Raw genomic sequence first — 23,214 nt, forward strand, 5'->3', positions numbered from 1 at the left:
CCTTTGGTAATTAAAACAATATGATCTTCACTAATCGGCTGCCTTGGCGGGCAGTTGCGGCTTTTGCGCCGGCGCCATTCGGCCGGCAAGGCTGCGTCGGCGCTGGGCATAGCCAGCAATTCCGATGGCGACGAGCAGGGTCACGCCGTTGAACAGCGGTTCCACATAGAAGGAGCCGCCGATCTGCTGGATGCCGGCAATGCCGACGGCCAGAATGATGACGCCGATCATGGTTCCCCAGACATTGACGCGGCCGGGCTTGATGGTGGTGGAGCCGAGGAAGGCTCCGACGAGCGCCGGCAGTAGATATTCCAGGCCGACGCTGGCCTGGCCGATCCTGAGTTTCGAGGCGAGCAATACACCAGCCACGGCGGCAAGCGTACCTGATGTCACGAAGGCGCCGATGACAAAACGACGGACGGGGATGCCGTTGAGGGCAGCAGCCTTCGGATTGGCGCCGATGGCATAGACGTAGCGGCCCATCGGTGTGTATTCGAGCACGATCCACATCACGAAAGCCAGAACCAGGACATAGAGCCCGGTAATCGGCAGCCCGAAGATCATCGTTCCGTTGAGCGCATAGAAGCCCTGCGGCAACATGCCGACCACTTGTCGTCCGCCGGTGTGCCAAAGGGCGATGGCGTAAAGGACTGTGCCGGTGCCGAGCGTCGCGATGAAGCTGTCGATCTTTGCGATCTCGACCAGCAGCCCGTTGAGGAAGCCGGTGAACGCACCAAGCAGGAGGACGATCAGGACGGCGACTGGCCATGGCAGGCCGAACATCGTCTGCAGGCTGATCGCCAGCACATGCCAGAGCACGATGCCATAGCCGATCGTCAAGTCGATACGCCCAGCCGCCATCGGGATCATCGCCGCGAGCGACAGGATGGCGATGATGGTCTTGTCCGAGATGATCGAACGCAGGTTCAGCAGCGTCGGAAAGGTCTGCGGCAGCAGGATGGAAAACAGCAGGATCAGGAAAGCGGTCAGGATGACGAGGCCGTAGACCGGCAGCAGCCTTTGGATTTTCTGGCCGAAGCTCATTCCCGCCAGTTCGGCCCGGGTTGGTTCGAGCGCATTGGATTCGATCGATTGCATGGGGGTTCCTCTCCGATCTAGGCGGCTTCGGATGCAGATGCGGCGGCGATAACCGCCGGGGTTGTCAGTTCCGCGCCGCTCAGTTCACGCACGATTTGACCGCGTGAAAATACCAGGGCGCGATGGCAGATATGGGCGATTTCCTCGAAATCGGTGGAGACGACGAGCACGGCGAGCCCGTCCTCCACTGCCTCGGCGATCAGCTTGTAGATGTCCGCCTTGGCGCCGACATCGACGCCGGCTGTCGGATCCTCTGCGATCAGCAGTTTGCGGCCCGTGGCAAGCCACCGGCCGACCACGACCTTCTGCTGATTGCCGCCGGACAAGGCTTCGATTGCAAGGCTTTGGTCATTGGGTCTGAGGCCAACCCGGCTGCCGAGCGAATAGGCCATTTCGGCCTCGCGCTGCGGCCGCAGGAAGGACATCAATCCCCGCCCAGACGCGCCGGGATTGAGGAATGTGTTTTCCCGTAGACTGAGCGACATGGCGACCGACTCCTCGGTCCGGTCCCTTGCGATCAGGCCGATGCCCGCAGCCATGGCGGAGACGGGGCTCGAAAGATCGGGCTCCGCACCATTTAGCCGGACGGTTCCGCTCGATGGCTCGCAACCGAACAGTGCGCGCCCGATTAATTCCTGGCCGGCGCCTCGGAGCCCGACGAGGCCGAGCAGCTCTCCTTGCCTGATGTCGAAGGATACGGGACCGGCGCCACGGCAGGCGAGATCTTTGACGGAGACGATGGCCGGACCGGCGGTCTGCTCGGCCTTGACGAAGAGCTGGTCGGCCTTGCGCCCGACGATCATGCGGATCAGCTCGTCCGGCGTCGTGTCGGAAACCGGCTTCTGTCCCACGAGCATTCCGTCGCGCAGCACGGCGACACGGTCGGCGATCCTGAAGATCTCATCCAACCGGTGCGAAACGTAGATCATCGCCACACCACGCTCCTTGAGCGGGCGGATGGCGGCAAACAGCTTCTCAACCTCATCGGCAGGCAAACTCGCTGTGGGTTCGTCGAGAACGAGAACGTCGGCTTCAACGGCGAGCGCACGGGCAATCGCCACGAGAGATTTTTCGGTTCGTGTCAGCTCCTGGACCCGCGTCGACGGATCGAAATCACATCCAACGAGCTTCAGGGCCTCCGCCGTGCGGCGCTCGGTAGCCCGCCAGTCGATCAGCTTGCCGCGCAGCGAATAGCCCTGCGCCAAACCGACATTCTCGCCCACGGTCATCCATTCGATCAGCCCGAGATCCTGATGGATGAAGGCGACCGGCTGGCGCTGGTTGGGCTTCGGCGGGCGGTGTTGATATGGCTTGCCACGAAACAGGATCTGTCCGCCATCCGGCTTGTAGATACCCGCGAGTGTCTTGATGAGGGTCGATTTGCCCGCGCCGTTCTCGCCGAGAAGCGCCAGGATTTCTCCGGGCTTGAGATCCAGCGAGACGTTCGACAGGGCGCGCGTTCCACCAAATTCCTTGGTGATGTCGCAAAACTCGAGCAGCTTTCCGTCGTCCATTCTGCTCCTCCCAAAGCTTCGATGAAAGGAAGCTATGTTATCGATAACATTCCGTCAAGAGGCTCCGATAGACAACGGAGTTTCATCGACGGGATGGCTTCAACTTTGCCGCCGAGGCGATTGTTCGCCGTTCTTTGCTGCGTATGGAGGCTATAGAATTCGTATATCGGATAAATAATATCCGCTGAAGGATATACTTTCGTCTTAAAGCATTGATGGAGCTTAAATACATATTTCTTACATACTATGAATGAAATCATGGAGATGCCATCGTCTTACGATGAAATTGGCAAGAACCGCCCGGAAAATGATTGGGCCGATCGACTAAATTTTCTGAATGATTTTTAGGGGGTAGCGCCTCATTGTTGCCAATACTGCGATAGATTGGATGATGTTTAAATCGATCGTGCATTCACGCTGTCTATGGTTTAGTACTATTTATTGGGAAGCCGCGATTTGCGGTCTATTTTTTCGTCGTTTGGTGGCCCTTCGGGTCCGCTCTAGAGAATTGCCGGTCCAGGAGCTTTGATGAGGTACGCTACTCAATCCGTTTTCAAGATTGTGAAAGCCGATGCCGATGAAATGTCGGAGCACTATGCCAGGACCTTGTCGCCCGCAAAGGTGGAGCCCCTTCGGCAACATTCGCTGATCTCGGTGGAGGACCGCCATTTTTCTGTCGGGCGCTACAGCATCTGGAACGGAACATGCCAATCCGGAATGCAGGTGACGCTTTCGCGGGCGCCAGATGCCTATGCTCTTTACCTGCCGTTCTCCGGGTTGATGGAGATAGACACGGGTAGCAAGCGGCTCATTTCCAAGCCGACGACCGCTCTTCTCGGTGACATGTCGTGTTTTGAGAAGCTGACGCTCCATGAGGGACGCAGCCATATGGGCGTGGCCTTCGAAAAGTCCGCAATGATCCAGCAATTGAGCGAATTGCTGGATGCCCCCGTCATTGGCGGCGTCGATTTTGCCGACACGATCGACCTGGCGACGGCAAAAGGCGCGCGGATAGCGGCGATCAGCCATCTTGTCTGGAACTGTCTGAACGTCGAAGAGGCAGACCAGCCCTCGTCGGCATTCGTCGAGCGCCTTTTGCAGGCGATGATGATTGCGCTGTTGGAGACCGTCCCCAACAATTATTCCGCGCGGCTGACCAAGCCGATCTCTCCAGCGATCCCCAAGCGCCTGAAGAGAGCGATCGAATACATGCACAACAATATCTCGTCGCCGATGGGTGTCGCCGATATCGCACGGGAAGCCGGCACAAGCGTGCGCGCATTGCAGGCCGCCTTCCAGCAGTTCAAGGACACTACGCCCCTGAATTATCTGCGAACGATCCGCTTGGAAGGCGCTCGCAAGGTCCTGACGGATCCGGCCATATCCCTGTCGGTCGCTGAAGTGGCTCGGAACTGGGGGTTTTCCCATATGGGACGTTTCGCTGCGCTATATCACCAATCCTTCGGTGAAATGCCGTCGAACACGGCGAAGATGGGAAGAAGCGGCGGCAAGTAGCGAGTTGCGATGCCGGAGCCTGGAAAACCTGCGGGTTTTGGCGCTCTAGGCAGCTCTGCCATGTATCAAGAATAACATTCCCGATTGCCTTACAATCATTCGGCTTAAGCCCATGCCGTTCGCGTCGCGATCGCCCTACCGAAGCGGTGCGGCGAGGATTTGATCATCGGCTCGAATTCCGAGGCAATATTCAACAAACGCAAATTTTATACCGAACACGCAGGAAAGAGGACTGCGCGTAGTTGCGATCCCATGATTGCATTGAAGTTTGCCGCGCGGTGCGCATTCTATGCAGTGGATGCTGTGGTCGGTAGCTACTGCTCCCAACGACAGCATCACCCGCCCGTCGGCACCCCAACTTCGATGGGCGGGATTTGCTTATCAGGCTGTCGTCTTCCGCGCTCAGCGACCGTTGCTGGTTTGCAAAGCTCGAGCCTTAAGACATACCTCCCAGACTTTACAAAGCAGCCTTTGCAAGGCGCTAGCGCTCTTCCCCACCCTCGATTTTGCGAGGCAGGGAGGGAGGGTCAAGCTGCCATCGTGCGGTCACCCTATCCATATGGCGCTATCTACATCCTAAACGCGAATGCAAATTCGCGTTCCTGGAGCGGCGGAATGCGTCTTAAATAATCCTTAGCCATATCGCCGCTGATTGTTCAGTCAATCCAGCGAGTTATTGTTCTGGCTGCAATTTCATAAAGGTATTTTTCCGATGCGACTTACGATTAAAGCTACCCTTCTTAGTCTGTTTGGAGTGCTTGCTACTATTTCTGTTGTGCAGGGCCTCGTCTCCGTGAACCGGTTGTCTCTGATCAGCGAAGCAACACGCTCGATCGCCGATAATACAGTCCCCTCCGTGCTGGTGCTTGGCCAGTTGAATACGGACTACGGCGATTTACGCGTCGCCCATGAGGGTTATCTGCTCGCGCGCGCTGATGACCGGCAGTCCGTTCTCGCGGCGATGGCGGAGACGAAGGCGGAAATTGCCAAGGACATGAAGGTTTATCTGCCCATGATTGCGGGTGACAAAGAGCGCGCCATCTATCAGAAGTTCCTGGATGCGGATACGGAGTATCAGCGGATCTGGGAGCAAGCCAAGGCCCTGAAGGACAGCGGAAATGACGACGGAGCCAGTGCTCTGCTGCTGGGTGAAGGCAAGAAGGCGTATGACAAGGCTGGCGATACGATCCAGGAGGACGTGGACCAGAACGTCGCAGACAATAACGGTAATCTTGACACGACGAATGCTGCTGTCGCATCAAGCCTGAGTGCTGCCTATATCGCCCTTTGCATTGCCATTGTCGGTGCTGCCGGTGCCATGATCCTGACATTACGGCGCGTGATTTCTCCTCTTGCCCGGATCACCGGCTATATGAACCGGCTTAGCAACGGCAATACGGCGGATGCCGTGCCGGATCGTGACCGACTGGACGAGATCGGCGAGATGGCCGGTGCCATAGAGGTGTTTCGTCAGGCGGCAATCGAAAACAAGCGGCTTGAAGAAGAGGCCGAGGCAAACCGTCGCCGGGCTGAACAGGATCGAATTTCCGCGCAGGAGATGGCAGAGGCGGACGCCGCCGCGCGGCTCAAAGTTGCAACGTCCGGTCTCGCCGCGGGGCTAAAGCGTCTTGCAGCCGGTGACCTCGCCTTCCAGCTTACCGATGCGTTTGCGACCGATTTCGAGGCGCTGCGGCATGACTTCAATGCGTCGGTTCGGCAGTTGAACGAGACACTCACAGCTATTTCGCAGACGACGGCAACGATCGACGGCAATTCGCTCGAAATCAGCCAGGGAGCGAGCGATCTCTCCCGACGCACGGAGCAACAGGCCGCCTCGCTCGAAGAAACGGCGGCGGCGCTTGACCAGATCACAAACAATGTCGGCAACTCCGCCCATCGGGCCGACGAGGCGCGCGCCGTCGCCAACGAAGCCAATGTCAGTGCGAAGCGGTCCGGAGAGGTAGTGGCGAACGCCGTTGACGCCATGAGCCGCATTGAGCAATCGTCAAACCAGATCTCCAACATCATCGGTGTTATCGACGAGATCGCCTTCCAGACCAATCTCCTGGCGCTCAATGCCGGCGTCGAAGCAGCGCGTGCCGGTGATGCCGGCAAGGGCTTTGCGGTTGTCGCCCAGGAAGTGCGTGAACTGGCGCAACGCTCGGCTCAGGCGGCCAAGGAGATCAAGGCTCTGATCCGCTCGTCCTCGGTCGAGGTTGCAGGCGGCGTTCGCCTCGTCAGCGAGACCGGCGACGCGCTCCGGATCATCGAGGCGCATGTCGAGACCATTAACCGCCATATGGAAGCGATCGCCCTTTCCGCCAAGGAACAGTCGATCGGACTTTCGGAGGTCAATATCGCCGTCAACCAGATGGATCAGGTGACGCAGCAGAATGCGGCGATGGTCGAAGAGACGACCGCCGCCAGCGCCACCCTCGCTGCGGAAGCGGTTAATCTGCGTAGTCTCGTGGCCCAGTTCATGCTGGAAAGCGGCACGGCACATCAGAACCAGGTGGCCGCGCTGCGGGCGACGGAAAACCGATTGGCAGCTCCGGATCGTTCGGTCAAGGCGAGTTACGGAACTACCCGGCTATACGGATAAGACTGTAAACGATCTGGACAAAGCCTCCATATCATCCTTTGATATGGAGGCTGTGACCCCAAAAGTCCCTTCGGATGTCAAAAAAGTATCAGTTCTTGGTGCAGGGCGTAGTAGCGGTTTGTGACTTCCACGCGTAACTTCTGATTATCAGATCAAGCAGCGTCTCTGGGAGGAGGTGCGACGAGACAATGATCGAAGGCGAAGGGAGGTGTGCAGGATGAACCCCGATTTGGAAGTGGTCGCCATCGGCAGCGGCGAATCCTTCAAGGCCTGGGAGCATGGCTATCCCTACCGCACCGTCCGCTGGCATTTTCATCCCGAATACGAGATCCATCATGTGGTCGCCACCACGGGGAAATATTTTGTCGGTGATTTTATTGGTGAGTTCGAGCCCGGCAATCTGATCCTGACGGGACCGAACCTGCCGCACAATTGGGTCAGCGACGTGCCGCCCGGCACCTGCCTGCCGTTGCGTTGCCGTGTGCTGCAGTTTTCCGAATTCTTCCTGGCGGATGCGACCAAGATCTTTCCGGAGCTTTCCGCTTGCGCCGGCATTCTGGAGATGAGCCGCCGCGGCGCGCTCTTCACCCCCGAGACCGCCGCTATAGTTGGCCCGATCCTGGGTGATTTGGTCGGGGCGCAGGGTATCCGCCGCATCGAGCTTTTCATGAATGTGCTGGATGCGCTGAGCTCGGCACAAGGCACCCGGACACTCGCGAGCGCGCTTTATCATCCCGATCCATCCGGCTTCATGTCGGCGGGCGTCAACAAGGCGCTTTCCTATATCAACACGCATCTGACTGAGCCGTTTAGCGAAAGCGATCTTGCCGAGCTTACCGGGCAGAGCCCGAGTTCGTTTTCCCGCAGCTTCCGCCGGCATACCGGTATGGCGCTGGTGCAATATGTCAATCGCCTGCGCGTCAACTTTGCCAGCCATCTGCTGATGAGCCAGTCGGACATGTCGATCACCGACATCTGCTTTGCGACCGGCTTCAACAATATCTCGAATTTCAATCGCCGTTTTCTGGAGCAGAAGGGCATGGCGCCCTCGCGGTTCAGAGCTTTGCTGGCGCAGAACATAGGAGCGGTGGAGGCCGCTTAAAAAAGGGGAGGACAGGGAGGAGAAACCAAAAATCCGGGCAGGATGAGACGGGCGACCAGCAAGGCGCCTGAAGGAGAAATCTTGTCTGAAAATTAGCCCTTGGGCGCCGGCCGCAGAGCCCGCCTCGGGCCAGGACACTCACAAGGCCCCGGGCTCGACCGACGAGCGCGAGGCTTCATTGAAAACGTTACCAATAGGGATGGAGATATCTAATGACCAAGTTCGCATGGAGACTAACAGGTGCTGCGGTGCTTGCTGCTGGCCTTCTGAGCGGCACGTCCGCCTTCGCGCAATCGGCAAAAGCGACGGACGCGACCGTTGCTTTCCTGATGCCCGACCAGAGCTCGACCCGTTACGAAGAGCACGACTATCCGGGCTTTCAGGCCGAGATGAAGAAACTCTGCGCCGGCTGCAAGGTGATCTACCAGAACGCCAATGGCGATGCCTCGCGCCAGCAGCAGCAATTCAACTCGGTGATCTCGCAGGGCGCCAAGGCGATCGTCCTCGATCCGGTCGATTCCACGGCGGCAGCATCGCTGGTCAAGCTCGCGCAGAGCCAGGGTGTCAAGGTCATCGCCTACGACCGGCCGATCCCCTCGGTCCCTGCTGACTACTATGTGTCTTTCAACAATGAGGAAATCGGCAAGGCGATCGCCAAGTCGCTCGTCGATCACCTGAAATCGAAAGGCGTGAAGGCAGGTGATGGCGGTTTGCTCGAAATCAACGGCTCTCCGACCGATGCTGCCGCGGGTCTCATCAAGAAGGGCATCCATGCCGGTCTCGCCGAGGGCGGCTATCCGGTGCTGGCCGAATTCGACACGCCGGATTGGGCGCCGCCGAAGGCACAGCAATGGGCAAGCGGCCAGATCACCCGCTTCGGCAAGAAGATCCTCGGCGTCGTCGCGGCCAATGACGGTACGGGTGGTGCTGCCGTCGCAGCCTTCAAGGCGGCCGGCGTGGATCCGGTTCCGCCGGTGACCGGCAATGACGCGACGATTGCTGGCCTGCAATTGATCATCGCCGGCGATCAGTACAACACCATTTCCAAGCCGAGCGAGATCGTGGCGGCGGCAGCGGCCAACATCGCTATCCAGCTGCTCTCCGGCCAAACGCCGAAGGCTGACACCAAGCTCTTCGATACGCCGACGCAGCTCTTCACCCCAGCGCTGGTAACGGCGGAAAATCTGAAGGTTGAGATCATCGACAAGCAGGTCAACGGCAAGCCGATCCAGACGCCAGAGCAACTGTGCGGCGATCGTTACGCCGAAGGCTGCAAGACGCTCGGGATCATCAAGTAACACCCTCCCAAGCCAAACCCCGGCCGTCCAGCGCGGCGGCCGGGGACCATGCGGGAACAGACCCAATCAAGGAAAGGCTCGCGACACATGACTGGCGCTAGCGATCAGATAACCCCGACCGGCGAGCTCATTCTCAGCCTCAAGGGCATCTCCAAACATTTCGGCGCGGTTTCCGCGCTCACCGACATCGATCTCGACGTCCATGCGGGCGAAGTGGTCGCCCTGGTCGGCGACAACGGCGCCGGTAAGTCGACGCTCGTCAAGGTTCTGGCCGGTGTGCACCAGCCGAGCGCGGGCACGATCACCTTCGGCGGCAAGACGGTCACGCTCGACGATCCGAGCGCAGCCCTGTCGCTGGGGATTGCGACCGTCTTCCAGGACCTGGCGCTTTGCGAGAACCTCGATGTCGTCGCCAATATCTTTCTCGGCCGCGAGCTTGCTCCGCTGAAGCTCGACGAGACGGCGATGGAAGTCCGCGCCTGGACGCTGCTGAACGAGCTTTCGGCCCGCATTCCAAGCGTGCGCATCCCGATCGCCTCGCTTTCGGGCGGACAGCGCCAGACGGTGGCAATCGCGCGCTCGTTGCTTCTGGAACCGAAGATCATCCTGCTCGACGAGCCGACGGCCGCGCTCGGCGTCGCTCAGACGGCGGAGGTGCTGAACCTCATCGAGCGCGTGCGCGATCGCGGCCTCGGCGTCGTGATGATCAGTCACAACATGGAGGACGTTCGCGCGGTCGCCGATCGTATCGTCGTGCTCCGGCTCGGACGCAACAATGGGGTCTTCTACCCCGACACGTCGAACCAGGAACTCGTCAGCGCCATTACCGGCGCGACGGAGAATGCCGTTTCGCGCCGCGCCAGCCGCCGCCAGGCGCAGCAAGACATCAGCCAGGAGGGTCAGATATGACCGGTAATGCAAAACAGACTGCGACGCTGCTCGACCGCAGCGATATCCGCGTCAATCATGATGCCGGGCTGGCGGCAACAATCCGTTCGTCGATCGACAAGGTACGCTCCGGCGACCTCGGATCACTGCCGGTCGTTGTCGGCCTCGTCATCATCTGGACAGTCTTCGGCACGCTCAACCCGACGTTCCTTTCCAGCAGCAACCTCGCCAATCTGCTGTTCGACGCTTCGACCGTGGGCGTGATTTCGCTTGGCATCGTCTGCGTGCTGATGGTCGGCGAGATCGATCTTTCCGTCGGCTCGATCAGCGGCTTCGCCTCTGCCATGGTCGGTATGCTCTGGGTCAACGAAGGCTGGCCGGTGGCCGCCGCCATCCTCGCTGCCCTGGTCGTCGGCGGCGTCATCGGATCGCTGTACGCCTTGCTCTTCAACCGGCTGGGCATGCCGAGCTTCGTCTCGACCCTCGCAGGGTTGCTCGCCGTACTCGGCATGCAGCTCTATCTGCTCGGCAATACCGGCTCCATCAACCTGCCCTACGGCTCGGCGGTTGTGAACTTCGGTCAGTTACTGGTCATTCCGAAACCGTTGGCTTACTTGCTTGCGCTGCTTCCGGGCATTGCGATGCTGTGGACGGGCTATCGTGTTGCGGAGCGCCGCCGCAAAGCCAATCTGTCGGCGCGCTCCATCGGCGGCCTGGTGGCGCGATCGGTCGCGCTGACGGCGGCCCTCGAATTCGTCGCCTTCTACCTCAACCAGGAACGCGGCATTCCCTGGATGTTCGCATTCTTCGTCGCACTCGCCATGATCATGAACTATGCGTTGACCCGCACCCAATGGGGCCGGTCAATGGCCGCGGTTGGCGGCAATCGCGAGGCGGCGCGGCGCGCGGGTATCAACGTCCGGCGCATCTATGCGAGCGCCTTCGTCCTCTGCGCGATGTTTGCCGCACTTGGGGGCGTGATGGCCGCCGCGCGTCTTGCCGCGGCAAGCCAGCAGGCGGGCACCGGCGACGTCAACCTGAATGCGATCGCGGCTGCCGTGATTGGCGGAACCAGCCTCTTCGGCGGACGCGGCAGCGCCTATTCCTCGCTGCTGGGTATCATCGTCATCCAGTCGATCGCCAGCGGGTTGACCATGTTGGATCTGTCATCCGCACTTCGCTACATGATCACCGGCGCGGTTCTCGCCATCGCCGTCATCGTCGATTCCGTCGCTCGCCGCTCCCGCGCCTCGCACGGGCGAGCCTGATACATCAAGAAAAGTAGGACCATCATGAGACAGGATCTTTCCGGTAAAGTCGCAGCGATCACCGGCGCCGCCTCCGGCATCGGCCTCGAATGCGCCAAAGCACTGCTGAGCGAGGGCGCAAGCGTCGCCCTTGTCGATAGGGCCGAAGACAGGCTGAAGGAGCTTTGCGCCGAATTGGGGCCGCGCGCCTTTCCCGTCGTCATTGACGTCACCGATCCGGCAAGTGTTGCAACGATGCTGCCGCAGATCCTCGACAAGTTCGGCAAGCTGGATATTTTCCATGCCAATGCCGGCTCCTATATCGGCGGCGAAGTGGTGGACGGCGATCCGGATGCCTGGGACCGGATGCTCAACCTCAACATCAACGCCGCCTTCCGCTCGGTGCAAGCCGTGCTGCCGCATATGGTGGAGCGGCAGACGGGGGATATCATCATGACCAGCTCCATCGCCGGGCTGGTTCCGGTGGTGTGGGAGCCGATCTACACCGCCTCGAAACATGCCGTGCAGGCATTCACCCATACGGTGCGCCGGCAGGTCGCCAAGCATGGCATCCGCGTTGGCGCCGTGGCGCCGGGGCCGGTCGTCACCGCACTGATCAGCGATTGGCCGCAGGCGAAGCTTGACGAAGCCATTGCGGCTGGTGGATTGATGGAGGCAACCGAGGTTGCCGAAGCGGTGATCTTCATGCTGTCGAGGCCGCGCAACATCGTCATTCGCGACCTCGTCATCCTGCCGCTCAGCACGGATCTTTGACAATGACATCGTATTTTATCGGCATCGACGTGGGCACCGGCAGCGCAAGGGCAGGGGTCTTCGATGGCAGCGGTAAGCTGTTCGGCTCCGCGAAACGGCAAATCACCATCTGGCACGAGGCCGGCCATATCGTCGAGCAATCAAGCGAACAGATCTGGCAAGCCATCTGCGGCAGCGTTCGCGATGCCGTCGCTGAAGCCGGGATCGTGGTCTCCCACGTGGCGGGCATCGGCTTCGATGCGACCTGCTCGCTGGTCGCCGTCAAGGCCGATGGGTCGCCGGTCGCGGTCGGTCCTTCTGGTGATCCCGCCCGCAACATCATCGTCTGGATGGATCACCGCGCCGCCGGTGAGGCGGCGGAGATCAATGCTGGAGATCATGAGGTGCTGCGCTATGTCGGCGGCCGTATCTCGCCGGAGATGGAGACGCCAAAACTCCTGTGGCTGAAGCGGAACCTGCCGCAATCCTTCGCTGCCACTGACCATTTCTTCGATCTTGCCGACTATCTGACATGGCGCTCCACGGGCTCTCTCAGCCGCTCGGTCTGCACCGTCACCTGCAAATGGACCTATCTCGCGCATGAGAAGCGTTGGGACGCGACCTATTTCAGGGATATCGGCCTCTCCGAGCTTGCCGACGAAGGATTCTCAAGGATCGGTACGGACATTGTCGATCCGGGCTCTGCCCTTGGCGGTGGCCTCATCGAAAGTGCCGCCCGCGACCTCGGCCTTGTGGCCGGCACGCCGGTTGCTGCCTCGCTGATCGATGCCCATGCCGGCGGGATCGGGACGCTTGGCGCGCGGGGCGCGGACGGTAAAGTCAATCTTGAAAGCCGTCTTGCCTACATCTTTGGAACGTCGGCCTGCTCAATGGCTTCGAACCAGACCCCGATCTTCGTCGATGGTGTCTGGGGGCCTTATTACTCGGCCATGGTGCCGGGCTTGTGGCTCACCGAGGGTGGCCAATCGGCAGCGGGTGCCGCCATCGATCATCTCGTCACCATGCACCCGGCTTCCGCCGAGGCGCAGTCCAAGGCTGAGGCCGCCGGCCTGTCGCTGGTCGCCTGGCTCGACCGTCGGGCAAGCGAAGCCTGCCCGGATGCAAAAGAGGCGGTGACGCTTGCGAAATCGATCCATGTCGTTCCGGAGTTTCTGGGCAACCGGTCTCCCCATGCCGATCCCGATGCGCGTGCCGTCATCGCCGGGCTTGGGCTGGAGGACGATATTTCTGACCTCGTCTCGCTCTATATCGCCGGCCTTTGCGGCATTGGTTACGGACTCAGGCAGCTTATCGAAACGCTTGCCGCCAACGGCATCCGCATCGACACCATCGTCGCCAGCGGCGGGGCGGCGCAAAGCAATCTGGTGCGCCAGCTTCTCGCCGACACGACACATATCCCCGTTGCCGTGACCGATACGGACGAGCCGGTGCTTCTCGGCGCGGCAATGCTGGGCGCTCTTGCCTCCGGGCAATACCAGTCGCTGGATGCTGCCATGCAGGCGATGTCGCGATTTTCGCAGGTTTTCGAGCCTGCCGGAGGTGCGGCGGCTTCTCTTCATGGGAAGCGCTACAAGGCGTTCGAACGATTGCAGCGCGCCGAGAGAGAGGTGCGGGCGCTCTTCGCCGAGACTGCATCCGCTGGATAATGCGAATGTTCCGGGTCAGGCATGCGGCGGCAAAGCCGCGCCGGCAAGCTTCGTCCTGACCCAGTCGGCAACGCGGTAGTAGCGCAGCGTCATCTGCGGCGCGAAACCCATGTAAAAGGGTGCCGCCGAGAGCGGCTCGATCTTCAGCGCGAGATCCTTGTCGGGAACACCCTTGGCCCATTCGGCAAGAATGCCGCCCAGCATGCTGCCGGTCGGGACGCCACGGCCCGAAAGACCGGTCAAGGCAACGACGCCCGGTGCGAGGTCGTAAAGTCGCGGCACGGTCCTGTATTGCATGTCCAGCTCGCCGTACCAGAGATAGTCCCAGCGGATATCCCGCTTGATCTGCGGATGCAGCCATCGCAGCCGGTCCGACATCACCTGATGGGTATAGGCGAGGTCGCGTCCGCGCCGGCCCATCGGGAACATCGAGGCGACGATCCGGCCTTCGGCATTGTATTTGTAGACATAGATATCGCCGCGCCCGTCATGGATCGTGGTGTTTTTCGGCAGGACGCTCAGCCGCTCGTCCTCGGAAAGCGGCTGGGTCGCCGCGACGAAAACCCGCTGGATCTTGAAGGTGCGGTCGAGCCTGGGCCAGCCGCCGACAGTGTAGGCTCCGGTGGCGAAGATGACCTTGTCCGCAAGCACGGAGCCTTTTTCGGTTTTCACCGCCCAGCCAGCACCTTCGCGTTCGCAGCCGGTGACCGGCGAGCGCGTGTAGACGTGGCCGCCTTCCTGAATGACGGCGCGCGCCAGGCCGCGCGCATAACCGAGCGGATTGAGATGGCCACCCTCTTCGTGCAGCCAACCGCCGTAAAAGCGCGGACTGCCTGTGATCGCCTCTGTCTCGGCCTTGTCGATAACCCGCGTGCGGGCGCCGACAGAATTGTAGTCGCGGGCTTTTGCTTCGAGCGTTTTCACAGCCCTGGGCGTATGGGCGCCCATGACGTAGCCGTTCTGCTGCCACTCGCATTCGATCTGGTAGCGCTGGATCATGTCGGAGACCTGATCGTTGGCTCTCGTCTGGCGGGCGATCAGTCGCTCGGCCCAGGGCTCGCCCAGCATGCGGCGAAGCTCCGGCAGGCTGTAATGGGTGAAGGTCGGCGTGCAGTGGCCGGCATTGCGGCCCGAACCACCGAAGCCGATCTCCTGCGCCTCGAGCAGCACAACACGTACGCCGTCCTTGGCCAGGGCGAGCGCGGTGGTGAGGCCGGTATAGCCGCCGCCCACCACGCAGACATCGGCCTCCACGCGGCCTTCGAGCGGCGTCGTTGTCGGAGCTGCGGTCGCGGTCGCATACCAGAGCGACGTTGCGAAAGGAGAGAAGACCGTCACCGCTATCGCCTTTCTCAGTTGAGGTCGCTGCGCGCGTCCAGCGCGTCGCGCAGGCCGTCGCCGATGAAGTTGAAGCTAGTAACCGCAAGCGTGATGGCGACGCCGGGGACGATGGCGAGCCAGGGCGCGCTTGCGAGATATTGCTGGGCGCCGTTCAGCATGTTGCCCCAGCTCGGCAGCGGCGGCTGGATGCCATAGCCGAGGAAGCTGACATAGGCTTCCAGCAGGATGGCGCGCGCAACCGTCAGCGTGGCGGCGACGATGATCGGGCCGCTGGCGTTCGGCAAGAGCTCGCGGAACATGATCCATCTGTTGGTGAGGCCGAGCATGCGCGCGGCAAGCACGAAGTCGCGTTCCCGCAGCGAGCGCACCTCCGCCTCGACGATGCGCGCGGTTTCCATCCAGCTCGTCACCGCGATGATGACGGTGATCATGAAGGGGCTCGGCTTGATGAAGGCGGCGAGCGCCAGCAGCAGGAAGATGCCGGGAAACGACAGGAAGGCATCGACGAAGCGCATCAGAAGCATGCCGACGCGGCCGCCATAATAGCCCGCGACCACGCCGATCGTGGTGCCGATCAGGGTGCTGAGCACCATGGCGAAGAAGCCGACCAGAAGCGAGATGCGGCCCGCCATGAAAAGGCGCACCGCAACGTCGCGTCCAAGCGGATCTGTCCCGAAAATATGGTAACCGGCCGTGAAGGGTGGTGCGAAACGGGCGCGCAGGTCGATGAAGAGTTCATCATAGGGAAGCAGCGATGGCCCGATCAGGCAGGCAAGTATGATGGCCGTGATCATGGCGACGCCAAGGAGGGCGAGCTTGTGGCGGACAAAGCGACGCAGCGTGCGGTTTTGCCACCAGCGGGTATGCGCGAACAGCGGCGGGGCGAGACTTGTGGGGGGAGAGGAAGACATGGTGTTTCTCCTAACCGAGCCGGACGCGCGGATCGACGAAGGCGACCAGCAGATCCGCGAGCAGATTGCCGATCAGCACGAAGATCGCCGAGAACATCAAAAGGCCCATGACCACAGGGTAGTCGCTGTAGCCGAGGCTATCGAGAAAGAGCCGCCCCATTCCCGGCCAGGTGAAGACCGTTTCGGCGACCAGCGCGCCCCCGAGGACAGTCGGCAATTGCACGCCGGCAAGCGTGATCATCGGTAGCAGCGCGTTGCCGACGACATGGCGCATCAGGACGCGCCGGGGCGACAGGCCCTTGGCCTTGGCGGTGCGCACGAAATCCTGGTTGATGACATCGAGCGTGGCAGTGCGCATGTACCGGCTCCACACGGCGATGTTGACGAGAGCAAGCACCAGGCTCGGCATGATCAGATGGATCGCATAGTCGCCGAACGAGCCGTTGCCGACCGTGTACATATTGCCGGCTGGCAGCCATTTCAGCTTCAGCGAGAAGATATAGATGGCGATAAGGCCGAACCAGAAGGTCGGGATCGACAGCGCCACCATGGCGCCGATGGTGGCGCTGTAGTCGAAGATCGAATAGCGCTTGGTCGCGCCTCTGATACCGATCCAGGTGCCGAGCACGATCGAGATCACCATAGAGGTGCCCATCAGGAGCAGCGTCGCGAATAGGTGACCGAGAATGATCGACAGCACCGGCTGGTTATCGCGATAGGAGTGACCCCAGTCGCCCATCAGCATGTGCCGCAGCCAGTCGAGATACTGGATGGGCAACGGCCGGTCGAGGCCCATCTGCGCGGCGATCCGGTCGAGCGCCTCCTTGGTCATGCCCGGCGTCAGGGTGAATTGCGACAGCGGACCGCCGGGTGCGAGAGTGAGAACGGCAAAGCCGATCATCGATACGAGCAGCAGCAGTATCAGGCTCTGCCACAGTCGACTGAGGAGATAGCGCAGCATGGCTTTCGTCTCCGATGGTTGCGAGATGGGAAGCAGCCAGCCCTCCGGCTCACTATAGGCCGGAGGGCTGGAACTGGACGATCAGGCCTTCGCCCAGTACCAGGTGCCGACGTTCCATGTGTCGATGCGCACGTTGATGTTGGGGGTGACGTTCTCGACTCCCACCTTGTGGCCGCGCACGGTCGCATACTGGAACAGCGGCAGGAAGGGCAGGTCGTGGCGCATGACCTCCTGGATCTTCTGGTAGACCTTCTTACGTTCCTCCGGCACGAAGATCTGGCCGCCTTCAGCCAGGAGTTTGTCGACTTCCGGATTGGCATATTGCCAGGAGTTCTGACCCGCGCCACCCTTGGCGGTAATCGCGGTGGAGCGGAAGTAATCCGATGTGTCGGGATCGGAACCGGTCTGGAAGTTGATGCCGACGACCACGGAATCGAACTTCGACATTGTCCAATAATCGCCCCACATCACCGCCGGCGGCAGGTTGGAGATGGTGAGCTCCACGCCGATATCCTTGAAGGTCTGCTGCATGAACTGCTGCACCTGCTCGCGAATATGGTTGCCGGCGGTGGTGGAGTTTGTGAAGGCAAGCCTGACGCCGTCCTTCGCGCGAATGCCGTCGGCACCGGGCTTCCAACCGGCATCGTCGAGGATCTTCTTGGCCTTGTCGGGGCTGAACTCCTGCTTCGGCAGGTCCGGATTATAGTAGAAGGACTGCTGCGGTATGTAGCTCTCGGTCGGCGTCGGCAGGCCGTAATAGAGCGCGTCGATAATCGTCTGCTTGTCGATCGCGTGGTAGAGCGCCTCGCGCACCGCCGGATCCTTGAACTGCGGCCGCTCCATGTTGAAGCCAATGGATTCGACGGTGGCGGCCGGAACGACGGCGACGACCTTGCCATCCAGCGCCTTGGCCTCCTCATAGTGGTCCGGCGTGATCCATTGCAGGCCGACGACATCGATATCACCGGTCTTGAACTGCGTGTAGAGCACCGTCAGGTCGGGAACATATTTGTAGACCAAGGTTTCGAGATAGGGGCCATCGCCGAAATAGTCGGTGTTGGCCGCAAGCGTGATGTGATCGCCAGGGATGCGCTCGACCCATTTGAACGGGCCGGTGCCGACCGGCGCATTGTTGAAGGGGGCGGTATTCTTGTCCTTCTCCGCGCCGAGGATATGCTTTGGCACGATGAAGGTCATGGCGAGGATCGACGGGTAGGGCGCAAACGGCTTTTCCATCCTCCAGGTAATTTCCGTCGGCGAGACCACGGTCAGATCGCGCACCAGTTCGTGGCCGGTCTTGCGCCAGCTGCGGAAATCCGGATCGACCATGAGTTCGAGCGTGAACTTGACGTCTTCGGCGGTAAACGGCTTGCCGTCATGCCACTTCACACCATCGCGCAGCTTGATCTTCCAGTTAAGGCCGTCGGCCGAGATGCCGCCGTTTTCGACGCTCGGGACTTCTGTCGCAAGCGAAGGGGAGAATTTGCCCTCCGGGGTGACGATGAAGAGCGGGTCGAAAACGCTGAAATGGATGCCTTCATCGACTTCGATGTGGATCAGATGCGGATTGAAGACGGTCGGCTCCTGCGAAAAGCCGATGACGAGCTGGCCGGTCGGCTTGGCGGGCGGTGCCGCGAACGCTTCGCTGCGACCGAGAATGTTGGGCATGATCAGCCCGGAGGCGCCGAGCGCCATCATGGTCAGTGCCTGGCGGCGGGTGGGTTTCAGGAGGATAGTGTCGTTTGCGTCGGACATGTTGGTTCCCCTTTTTGTTGGTAGGACGTTGGCTGTTCTTCTCTCTTGTTGTTTTTACTGCCTTCTTTTGGCGGGCAGGTCAGAAACCGCTGATCAGTTCGATCTTTGAACCGTCGTGGAAGCGGGAGAAACGGAAATTCTTGCGATCGACGATCGGCGGCTTGCCGGTGACGATATCGGCCATCAATCGCCCGGCGGCCGGGCCGATGCCGAAGCCGTGGCCGGAAAAGCCGGTGGCGATGTGGAAGCCGGGAATGCTGTCGATCGCGTCGATCACCGGCACGGCATCCGGGGTGACGTCGATATAGCCGGCCCAGCGCTGGGCGATCTCGGCCTTTTCGAATGCCGGGAAGGCTTTCTTGAGATTGGCAAGTGCGGTGTTTGAAAGCTTGGTCGAAGGCTTCGGATCGAGGACGCGGCAATATTCGAAGGGACTAGCCTCATCCATCGCCCAGTGGTCGGGAATGCGGGCCTCGTCGAGAAAGCGACCGGAGAGGCGGAAGTTCAACGAGCGCCATTCCTTGGACAGCGCCGGGAAGAACTTGCTGGCATAGCGGAAGGATTTCGGCACGATGTCGACTATGTTCTCGTGACCCGAGGCAATCGTGTAGCCACCGTCCTGGCGCTTGCGCAGGGCAAAGCCGTTGGCCCAGATCGCCTGCTCGGGGCCGCCTTCCAGCGGCTTGGTGCGTAGCACGGAGTTCATCACCTTCAATTGCGGCAGATCGAGCCCGAACATGCCGGCAAACAGGCTCGACCAGGCGCCGCCGGCGAGAACGACGGCCTTGCAGGCGATCGGGCCGCGCTCGGTGATCACGCCGGAGATCCGGCCAGCCGCCGTCTCGATGCCGCGCACGGCGCATTCGGTGAGGATGGAGGCGCCCTTGTCGCGGGCGGCTTCGGCAATCGCCGGTGCTGCCCGTTGCGGCTCGGCACGGCCATCGGCGGCGGTGTAGAGCGCGCCCTTGATGTCCATCTGTGAGCCGGGAACGAGGTTCCTGAACTCGGCGCCGCTGACCATGCGGCTTTCGAACTGATAGCCCTCGAGATTGCGGTTCCAGCGTTCGTGGTCGGCATATTCCTTGTCGTTGGCGCAGGTGAAGATGATGCCGGCGCGCTTGTATCCAGTGTCGCGGCCGATGCGGGTGTCGAGCGTGCTCCAGATGCGCAGGGCTTCCGCCATCAGCGGCACTTCGCGCGGATCGCGTCGTGATATGCGGACCCAACCCCAGTTGCGGCTCGATTGCTCCTGGCCGATGCCGCCTTTCTCGCACAATGCGACGCGCAGGCCTTGCTCGGCCAGTTCCAGGGCGGTCGACGTGCCGATGATACCGCCGCCGATAACGACGACGTCGACTTCCTTGGGCAGTTCAGCGTCCCCGTGAACGGGGACCACATAGGGGCCGGGCATGGTCAGAAAGACTCCTCTAGCTGGCAATTGATAGAAAATTCCGCAACGCTCGCCTCGTTCGGGAGCTCGATCAGCATGGAAATGACGCGGGCAAGATCGCGCGGATCGGTCATTTCGCTGTCTGCCTTGCTCGAGACGCCGCGCGCCATGTCCGTCGCCACGAAACCGGGGCAGATAGCTGTGGCGCGGATGCCGAGATCGAAGCCGGTGTGGCGTATGGCATGGGTAAGCGCGACGGCCGCAAATTTGGAAACGGCATAGAGCCCGGAGTTCGCTGACTTCACCCGCTTTCCCGAAAGCGAAGCGACGATGATGACCCGGCCGCGACCGCTTGAAGCAAGCGCGCTCCACGCGGCTTTTGCAAGCCTTCTCGGCGCCTTGACGTTCACCTCGAGCAGATCGTCCAGATCCGCATCGTCGGCCTCGATCACGTTTTTCGCGATGATGATGCCGGCATTGGCGACGACCGCGTCGATGCGGCCAAAGGCGCGCAGCGTCTCTTCGGTCCATGATGACGACGCATCGGGATCGACGGCATCATAGGCAAAGACGGCGACGCGGGCGGGGTCGGCCCAGGCGGGCATGACTGGTTGGCGCATGCCGAGCGACAACCGCCAGCCTTTGGCTGCAAGCTCCTCGGCAAGTGCCGCGCCGATCCCTCGGCTGGCTCCCGATATCATTGCAACTCGTTCTTCATTCATGCCGTTCTCCATGGCCTGGCCGTTCATGCCTGGCCGTTCATGATTGAGCAGCGACACGCCGATAGGTGCGGCGCAGGATGTCGATGAGGAGCTTGTGTTCCTCGTCGCTGATGTCGGAAAAAAACTCGCGCGATTGCCGGGTGACGATGCCGCGCACGCGCTCGGCCAGTTCGTGTCCTTTTTCGGTGATGTAGAGTTCCTGCGCTCGGCTGTCGTCCGCTGACGTCTCGCGGAAAAGAAGCTCGTGCTCCTCCATCTGGTCGATCAGCCGGCCGGTCGCGGAGCGGTCCTTGATGATGAGCTTCGCGATGATGGAGGGCCGGATGCCGGGGTTGCCGTCAACGAGTAGAAGGGTGGTGATTTTCCCCGTTCCACGGGCAACGTCCAGGCCTTCGAGCTTTTCGTCCAGGTCGCGCGAAACCGCTAGGTTGATGCTGCGGATGTAAAAGCTCAGCGTATCCTCAAGGACGTCGATATCGATGTCCTTTACGGAAGCCGGTGGGACTTTGGTCGGCGGCATGGCTTGGAACCTTCAGAAGGCAACAAAACACCGTTCCCGCAGGCCCGTCAGGGCAGCAGGCTCATCATTGTCGGCGGCGGATCGTCGCAGGAACTTATGATCGTATGAAAGGACGGATAGTGGACAAATGCAACTATTTTCTTTCGTGACGCGACAAGTTTTTAGGCAGGAAGAAAAGGTGCCTATTTCTAAGACAAGCAGCTCTCTCGACGCAGGCATTGGCGACAGTAATTGTGCATCATCCACATAGCCGGTGGCGGATTTTGCGGGTTAGCCCGTCGCTTCCCAATCACTGCCGGGAATGGCGGCGAGCAGGCGTTGCGTATAGGCGTGCTCCGGCGCGCGGAAGATTTGCGAGGGTGGGCCGCATTCGACGATCTCGCCCTTGTACATGACGGCGACCTCGTCGCAGATCTGGCTTGCAACGCGCAGGTCGTGGGTGATGAAGATCATCGCCACTTTCGTGTCCTGCTGGATCTCCGCGAGAAGCTTGAGGATCTGCGCCTGGATCGAAACGTCGAGCGCGGAAACCGCCTCATCCGCCACCAGCAACACGGGATCGAACATCAAGGCCCGGGCGATGCCGACACGCTGGCGCTGGCCTCCTGAGAACTCATGCGGGAAACGGTCGAACGCGCCTTCGTCAAGCCCGACGCGCTTGAGAAGCCGGAGCGCCTTTGCCTTTGCCTCGTGCATCGGCAAGCCATGCGCGATCGGCCCAACTGTCAAGATGCGGCCGATCGTGTGACGCGGATTGAGCGAGGCGAACGGGTCCTGAAAGATCATCTGGATATAAGGGCGCAGCGGCCGAAACTGCTCGTCCGTTAGCGCTGCGATGTCGCGGCCATCGAACAGGATCCTGCCGCTGTCAGACTTTAGAAGTTTCAGCAGCACCCGGCCGAGGGATGATTTGCCGGAACCGGATTCGCCGACGACGCCGAGCGTGCGTCCCTTGCGGATCGAAAAGCTGACATCGTTCACCGCTTGAACCGTCCGCCCCTTGGACAGGAAGCCGCCACCGGAGCGGTAGGTCTTGTTGAGCTTCTCCACTTCCAGCACGACGGGCGTATCGGTCATGGCTTTGCGGTCCATCGTCGTCATACGTGGAACGGCGGCAATCAGGCGCTGCGTATAGGGATGGACGGGCGCGTTCAGCACCTGTGCTGCCGTTCCCTGCTCGACGAGATGGCCCTTCTCCATGACTATCACCCGGTCGGCAATCTCCGCCACCACCCCGAAATCATGGGTGATGAACATCACGCTCATCTTCTTGCGCCGCTGGATCTTGCGGATCAGTTCTAGAATCTGGGCCTGCGTGGTGACGTCCAGGGCGGTGGTCGGCTCGTCGGCGATCAGCACGTCAGGATCGAGCGCCAAGGCCATGGCAATCATCACGCGCTGTCGCTGCCCGCCGGACAACCGGAAGGGATATTGATACTGCAGGAGATCGGGATCCGGCAGGCCGACTTCGTTAAGCAATTCCTTCACCTTCTGCCGCCGGCTCTCGGACGTGCCGACTTTATGGGCATCCAGAACCTCGATAATCTGGTCTCCGATCGTCATCAGTGGGTTCAGTGCCGATAGCGGGTCTTGAAAGATGATCGAGACGGCCCGGCCTCTCAGTCCTTGGAGCGTCACGTCGTCCGCGCTCACCAGATCCACGCCTCTGAACCAGATCGAGCCCGCCGTCACCTGGATAATCGACGGCAGCAGGCCCATGACCGCGCTGGCGGTCACCGATTTCCCCGAGCCCGATTCCCCGATGATGCAAAGGATTTCGCCATCCATCAGATCGAAGGAGACATCATTCACCGCATGCGCGCGCTCCATGGCTCTCGGCAGGCTGATCGTCAGGTTCTTGACCGAGAGAACGGCCTCGACATTTGCGGGTTGAACGGCATCGATCTGCGTCATGGGGAGCCTTCCTTTG

General features: G+C 60.9%; 18 protein-coding genes. 8 read left to right on the forward strand and 10 right to left on the reverse strand.

The features are described 5' to 3' along the window. Positions 1 to 30 precede the first annotated feature (30 nt). The gene (locus HB780_RS04665; protein WP_183688882.1) at positions 31 to 1,098 is read right to left on the reverse strand and encodes an ABC transporter permease; all 1,068 of its coding nucleotides are present in this window, start codon (positions 1,096 to 1,098) and stop codon (positions 31 to 33) included. A 17-nt stretch (positions 1,099 to 1,115) separates the two neighbouring features. Then, positions 1,116 to 2,612 carry a sugar ABC transporter ATP-binding protein gene (locus HB780_RS04670; protein ID WP_183688883.1) on the reverse strand — a complete coding sequence of 499 codons (1,497 nt, stop codon included), beginning with the start codon at positions 2,610 to 2,612 and terminating at the stop codon, positions 1,116 to 1,118. A 528-nt stretch (positions 2,613 to 3,140) separates the two neighbouring features. Between HB780_RS04670 and HB780_RS04675 the strand changes: the two genes are divergently transcribed. The 8 genes from HB780_RS04675 (at position 3,141) to HB780_RS04710 (ending at position 13,684) form a co-directional block, all read left to right on the forward strand. Continuing rightward, positions 3,141 to 4,127, forward strand: a complete 987-nt coding sequence (locus HB780_RS04675) for an AraC family transcriptional regulator (RefSeq protein ID WP_183688884.1) — start codon at positions 3,141 to 3,143, stop codon at positions 4,125 to 4,127. Between the two features lie 712 nt (positions 4,128 to 4,839). Further along, entirely contained in the window at positions 4,840 to 6,729 is a 1,890-nt protein-coding gene (locus HB780_RS04680) for a methyl-accepting chemotaxis protein (protein WP_183688885.1), read from the forward strand. Positions 6,730 to 6,946: 217 nt separating this feature from the next. Beyond that, the gene (locus HB780_RS04685; RefSeq protein WP_183688886.1) at positions 6,947 to 7,831 is read left to right on the forward strand and encodes an AraC family transcriptional regulator; all 885 of its coding nucleotides are present in this window, start codon (positions 6,947 to 6,949) and stop codon (positions 7,829 to 7,831) included. Positions 7,832 to 8,043: 212 nt separating this feature from the next. Further along, on the forward strand, positions 8,044 to 9,129 hold the full coding sequence (locus HB780_RS04690) for an ABC transporter substrate-binding protein (RefSeq protein ID WP_183688887.1): 1,086 nt from the start codon (positions 8,044 to 8,046) through the stop codon (positions 9,127 to 9,129). Between the two features lie 87 nt (positions 9,130 to 9,216). Next, a complete protein-coding gene (locus tag HB780_RS04695; protein WP_183688888.1) occupies positions 9,217 to 10,038 on the forward strand; it encodes an ATP-binding cassette domain-containing protein in 822 nt (273 codons plus the stop codon). Then, on the forward strand, positions 10,035 to 11,285 hold the full coding sequence (locus tag HB780_RS04700) for a sugar ABC transporter permease (RefSeq protein ID WP_183688889.1): 1,251 nt from the start codon (positions 10,035 to 10,037) through the stop codon (positions 11,283 to 11,285). The genes HB780_RS04695 and HB780_RS04700 overlap by 4 nt, the downstream gene beginning before the upstream one ends. Before the next feature lie 24 nt (positions 11,286 to 11,309). After that, a complete protein-coding gene (locus HB780_RS04705) occupies positions 11,310 to 12,038 on the forward strand; it encodes an SDR family oxidoreductase (RefSeq protein WP_183688890.1) in 729 nt (242 codons plus the stop codon). 2 nt (positions 12,039 to 12,040) lie between these two features. Then, positions 12,041 to 13,684: an FGGY-family carbohydrate kinase gene (locus HB780_RS04710; RefSeq protein WP_183688891.1), complete on the forward strand. Its 1,644-nt coding sequence runs from the start codon at positions 12,041 to 12,043 to the stop codon at positions 13,682 to 13,684. Between the two features lie 15 nt (positions 13,685 to 13,699). Here the strand turns inward: HB780_RS04710 and HB780_RS04715 are convergent, their stop codons facing one another. The 8 genes from HB780_RS04715 to HB780_RS04750 form a co-directional block, all read right to left on the reverse strand. After that, a complete protein-coding gene (locus tag HB780_RS04715; RefSeq protein WP_183688892.1) occupies positions 13,700 to 15,022 on the reverse strand; it encodes an NAD(P)/FAD-dependent oxidoreductase in 1,323 nt (440 codons plus the stop codon). Between the two features lie 14 nt (positions 15,023 to 15,036). Next, positions 15,037 to 15,936, reverse strand: coding sequence for an ABC transporter permease (locus HB780_RS04720; protein ID WP_183688893.1), 900 nt, complete (start codon positions 15,934 to 15,936; stop codon positions 15,037 to 15,039). Positions 15,937 to 15,946: 10 nt separating this feature from the next. Continuing rightward, entirely contained in the window at positions 15,947 to 16,897 is a 951-nt protein-coding gene (locus HB780_RS04725; protein WP_183688894.1) for an ABC transporter permease, read from the reverse strand. 81 nt (positions 16,898 to 16,978) lie between these two features. Beyond that, positions 16,979 to 18,652 carry a peptide ABC transporter substrate-binding protein gene (locus HB780_RS04730; RefSeq protein WP_183688895.1) on the reverse strand — a complete coding sequence of 558 codons (1,674 nt, stop codon included), beginning with the start codon at positions 18,650 to 18,652 and terminating at the stop codon, positions 16,979 to 16,981. A 79-nt stretch (positions 18,653 to 18,731) separates the two neighbouring features. Continuing rightward, positions 18,732 to 20,063: an NAD(P)/FAD-dependent oxidoreductase gene (locus tag HB780_RS04735; protein WP_183688896.1), complete on the reverse strand. Its 1,332-nt coding sequence runs from the start codon at positions 20,061 to 20,063 to the stop codon at positions 18,732 to 18,734. Between the two features lie 2 nt (positions 20,064 to 20,065). Beyond that, a complete protein-coding gene (locus HB780_RS04740) occupies positions 20,066 to 20,764 on the reverse strand; it encodes an SDR family NAD(P)-dependent oxidoreductase (protein WP_183688897.1) in 699 nt (232 codons plus the stop codon). Between the two features lie 37 nt (positions 20,765 to 20,801). Beyond that, on the reverse strand, positions 20,802 to 21,284 hold the full coding sequence (locus tag HB780_RS04745; RefSeq protein ID WP_183688898.1) for a MarR family winged helix-turn-helix transcriptional regulator: 483 nt from the start codon (positions 21,282 to 21,284) through the stop codon (positions 20,802 to 20,804). Between the two features lie 270 nt (positions 21,285 to 21,554). Continuing rightward, positions 21,555 to 23,198: an ABC transporter ATP-binding protein gene (locus tag HB780_RS04750; RefSeq protein ID WP_183688899.1), complete on the reverse strand. Its 1,644-nt coding sequence runs from the start codon at positions 23,196 to 23,198 to the stop codon at positions 21,555 to 21,557. Positions 23,199 to 23,214: the final 16 nt, after the last annotated feature.

It is taken from the genome of Rhizobium lusitanum, from assembly GCF_014189535.1.
Taxonomy (GTDB): domain Bacteria; phylum Pseudomonadota; class Alphaproteobacteria; order Rhizobiales; family Rhizobiaceae; genus Rhizobium; species Rhizobium lusitanum_C.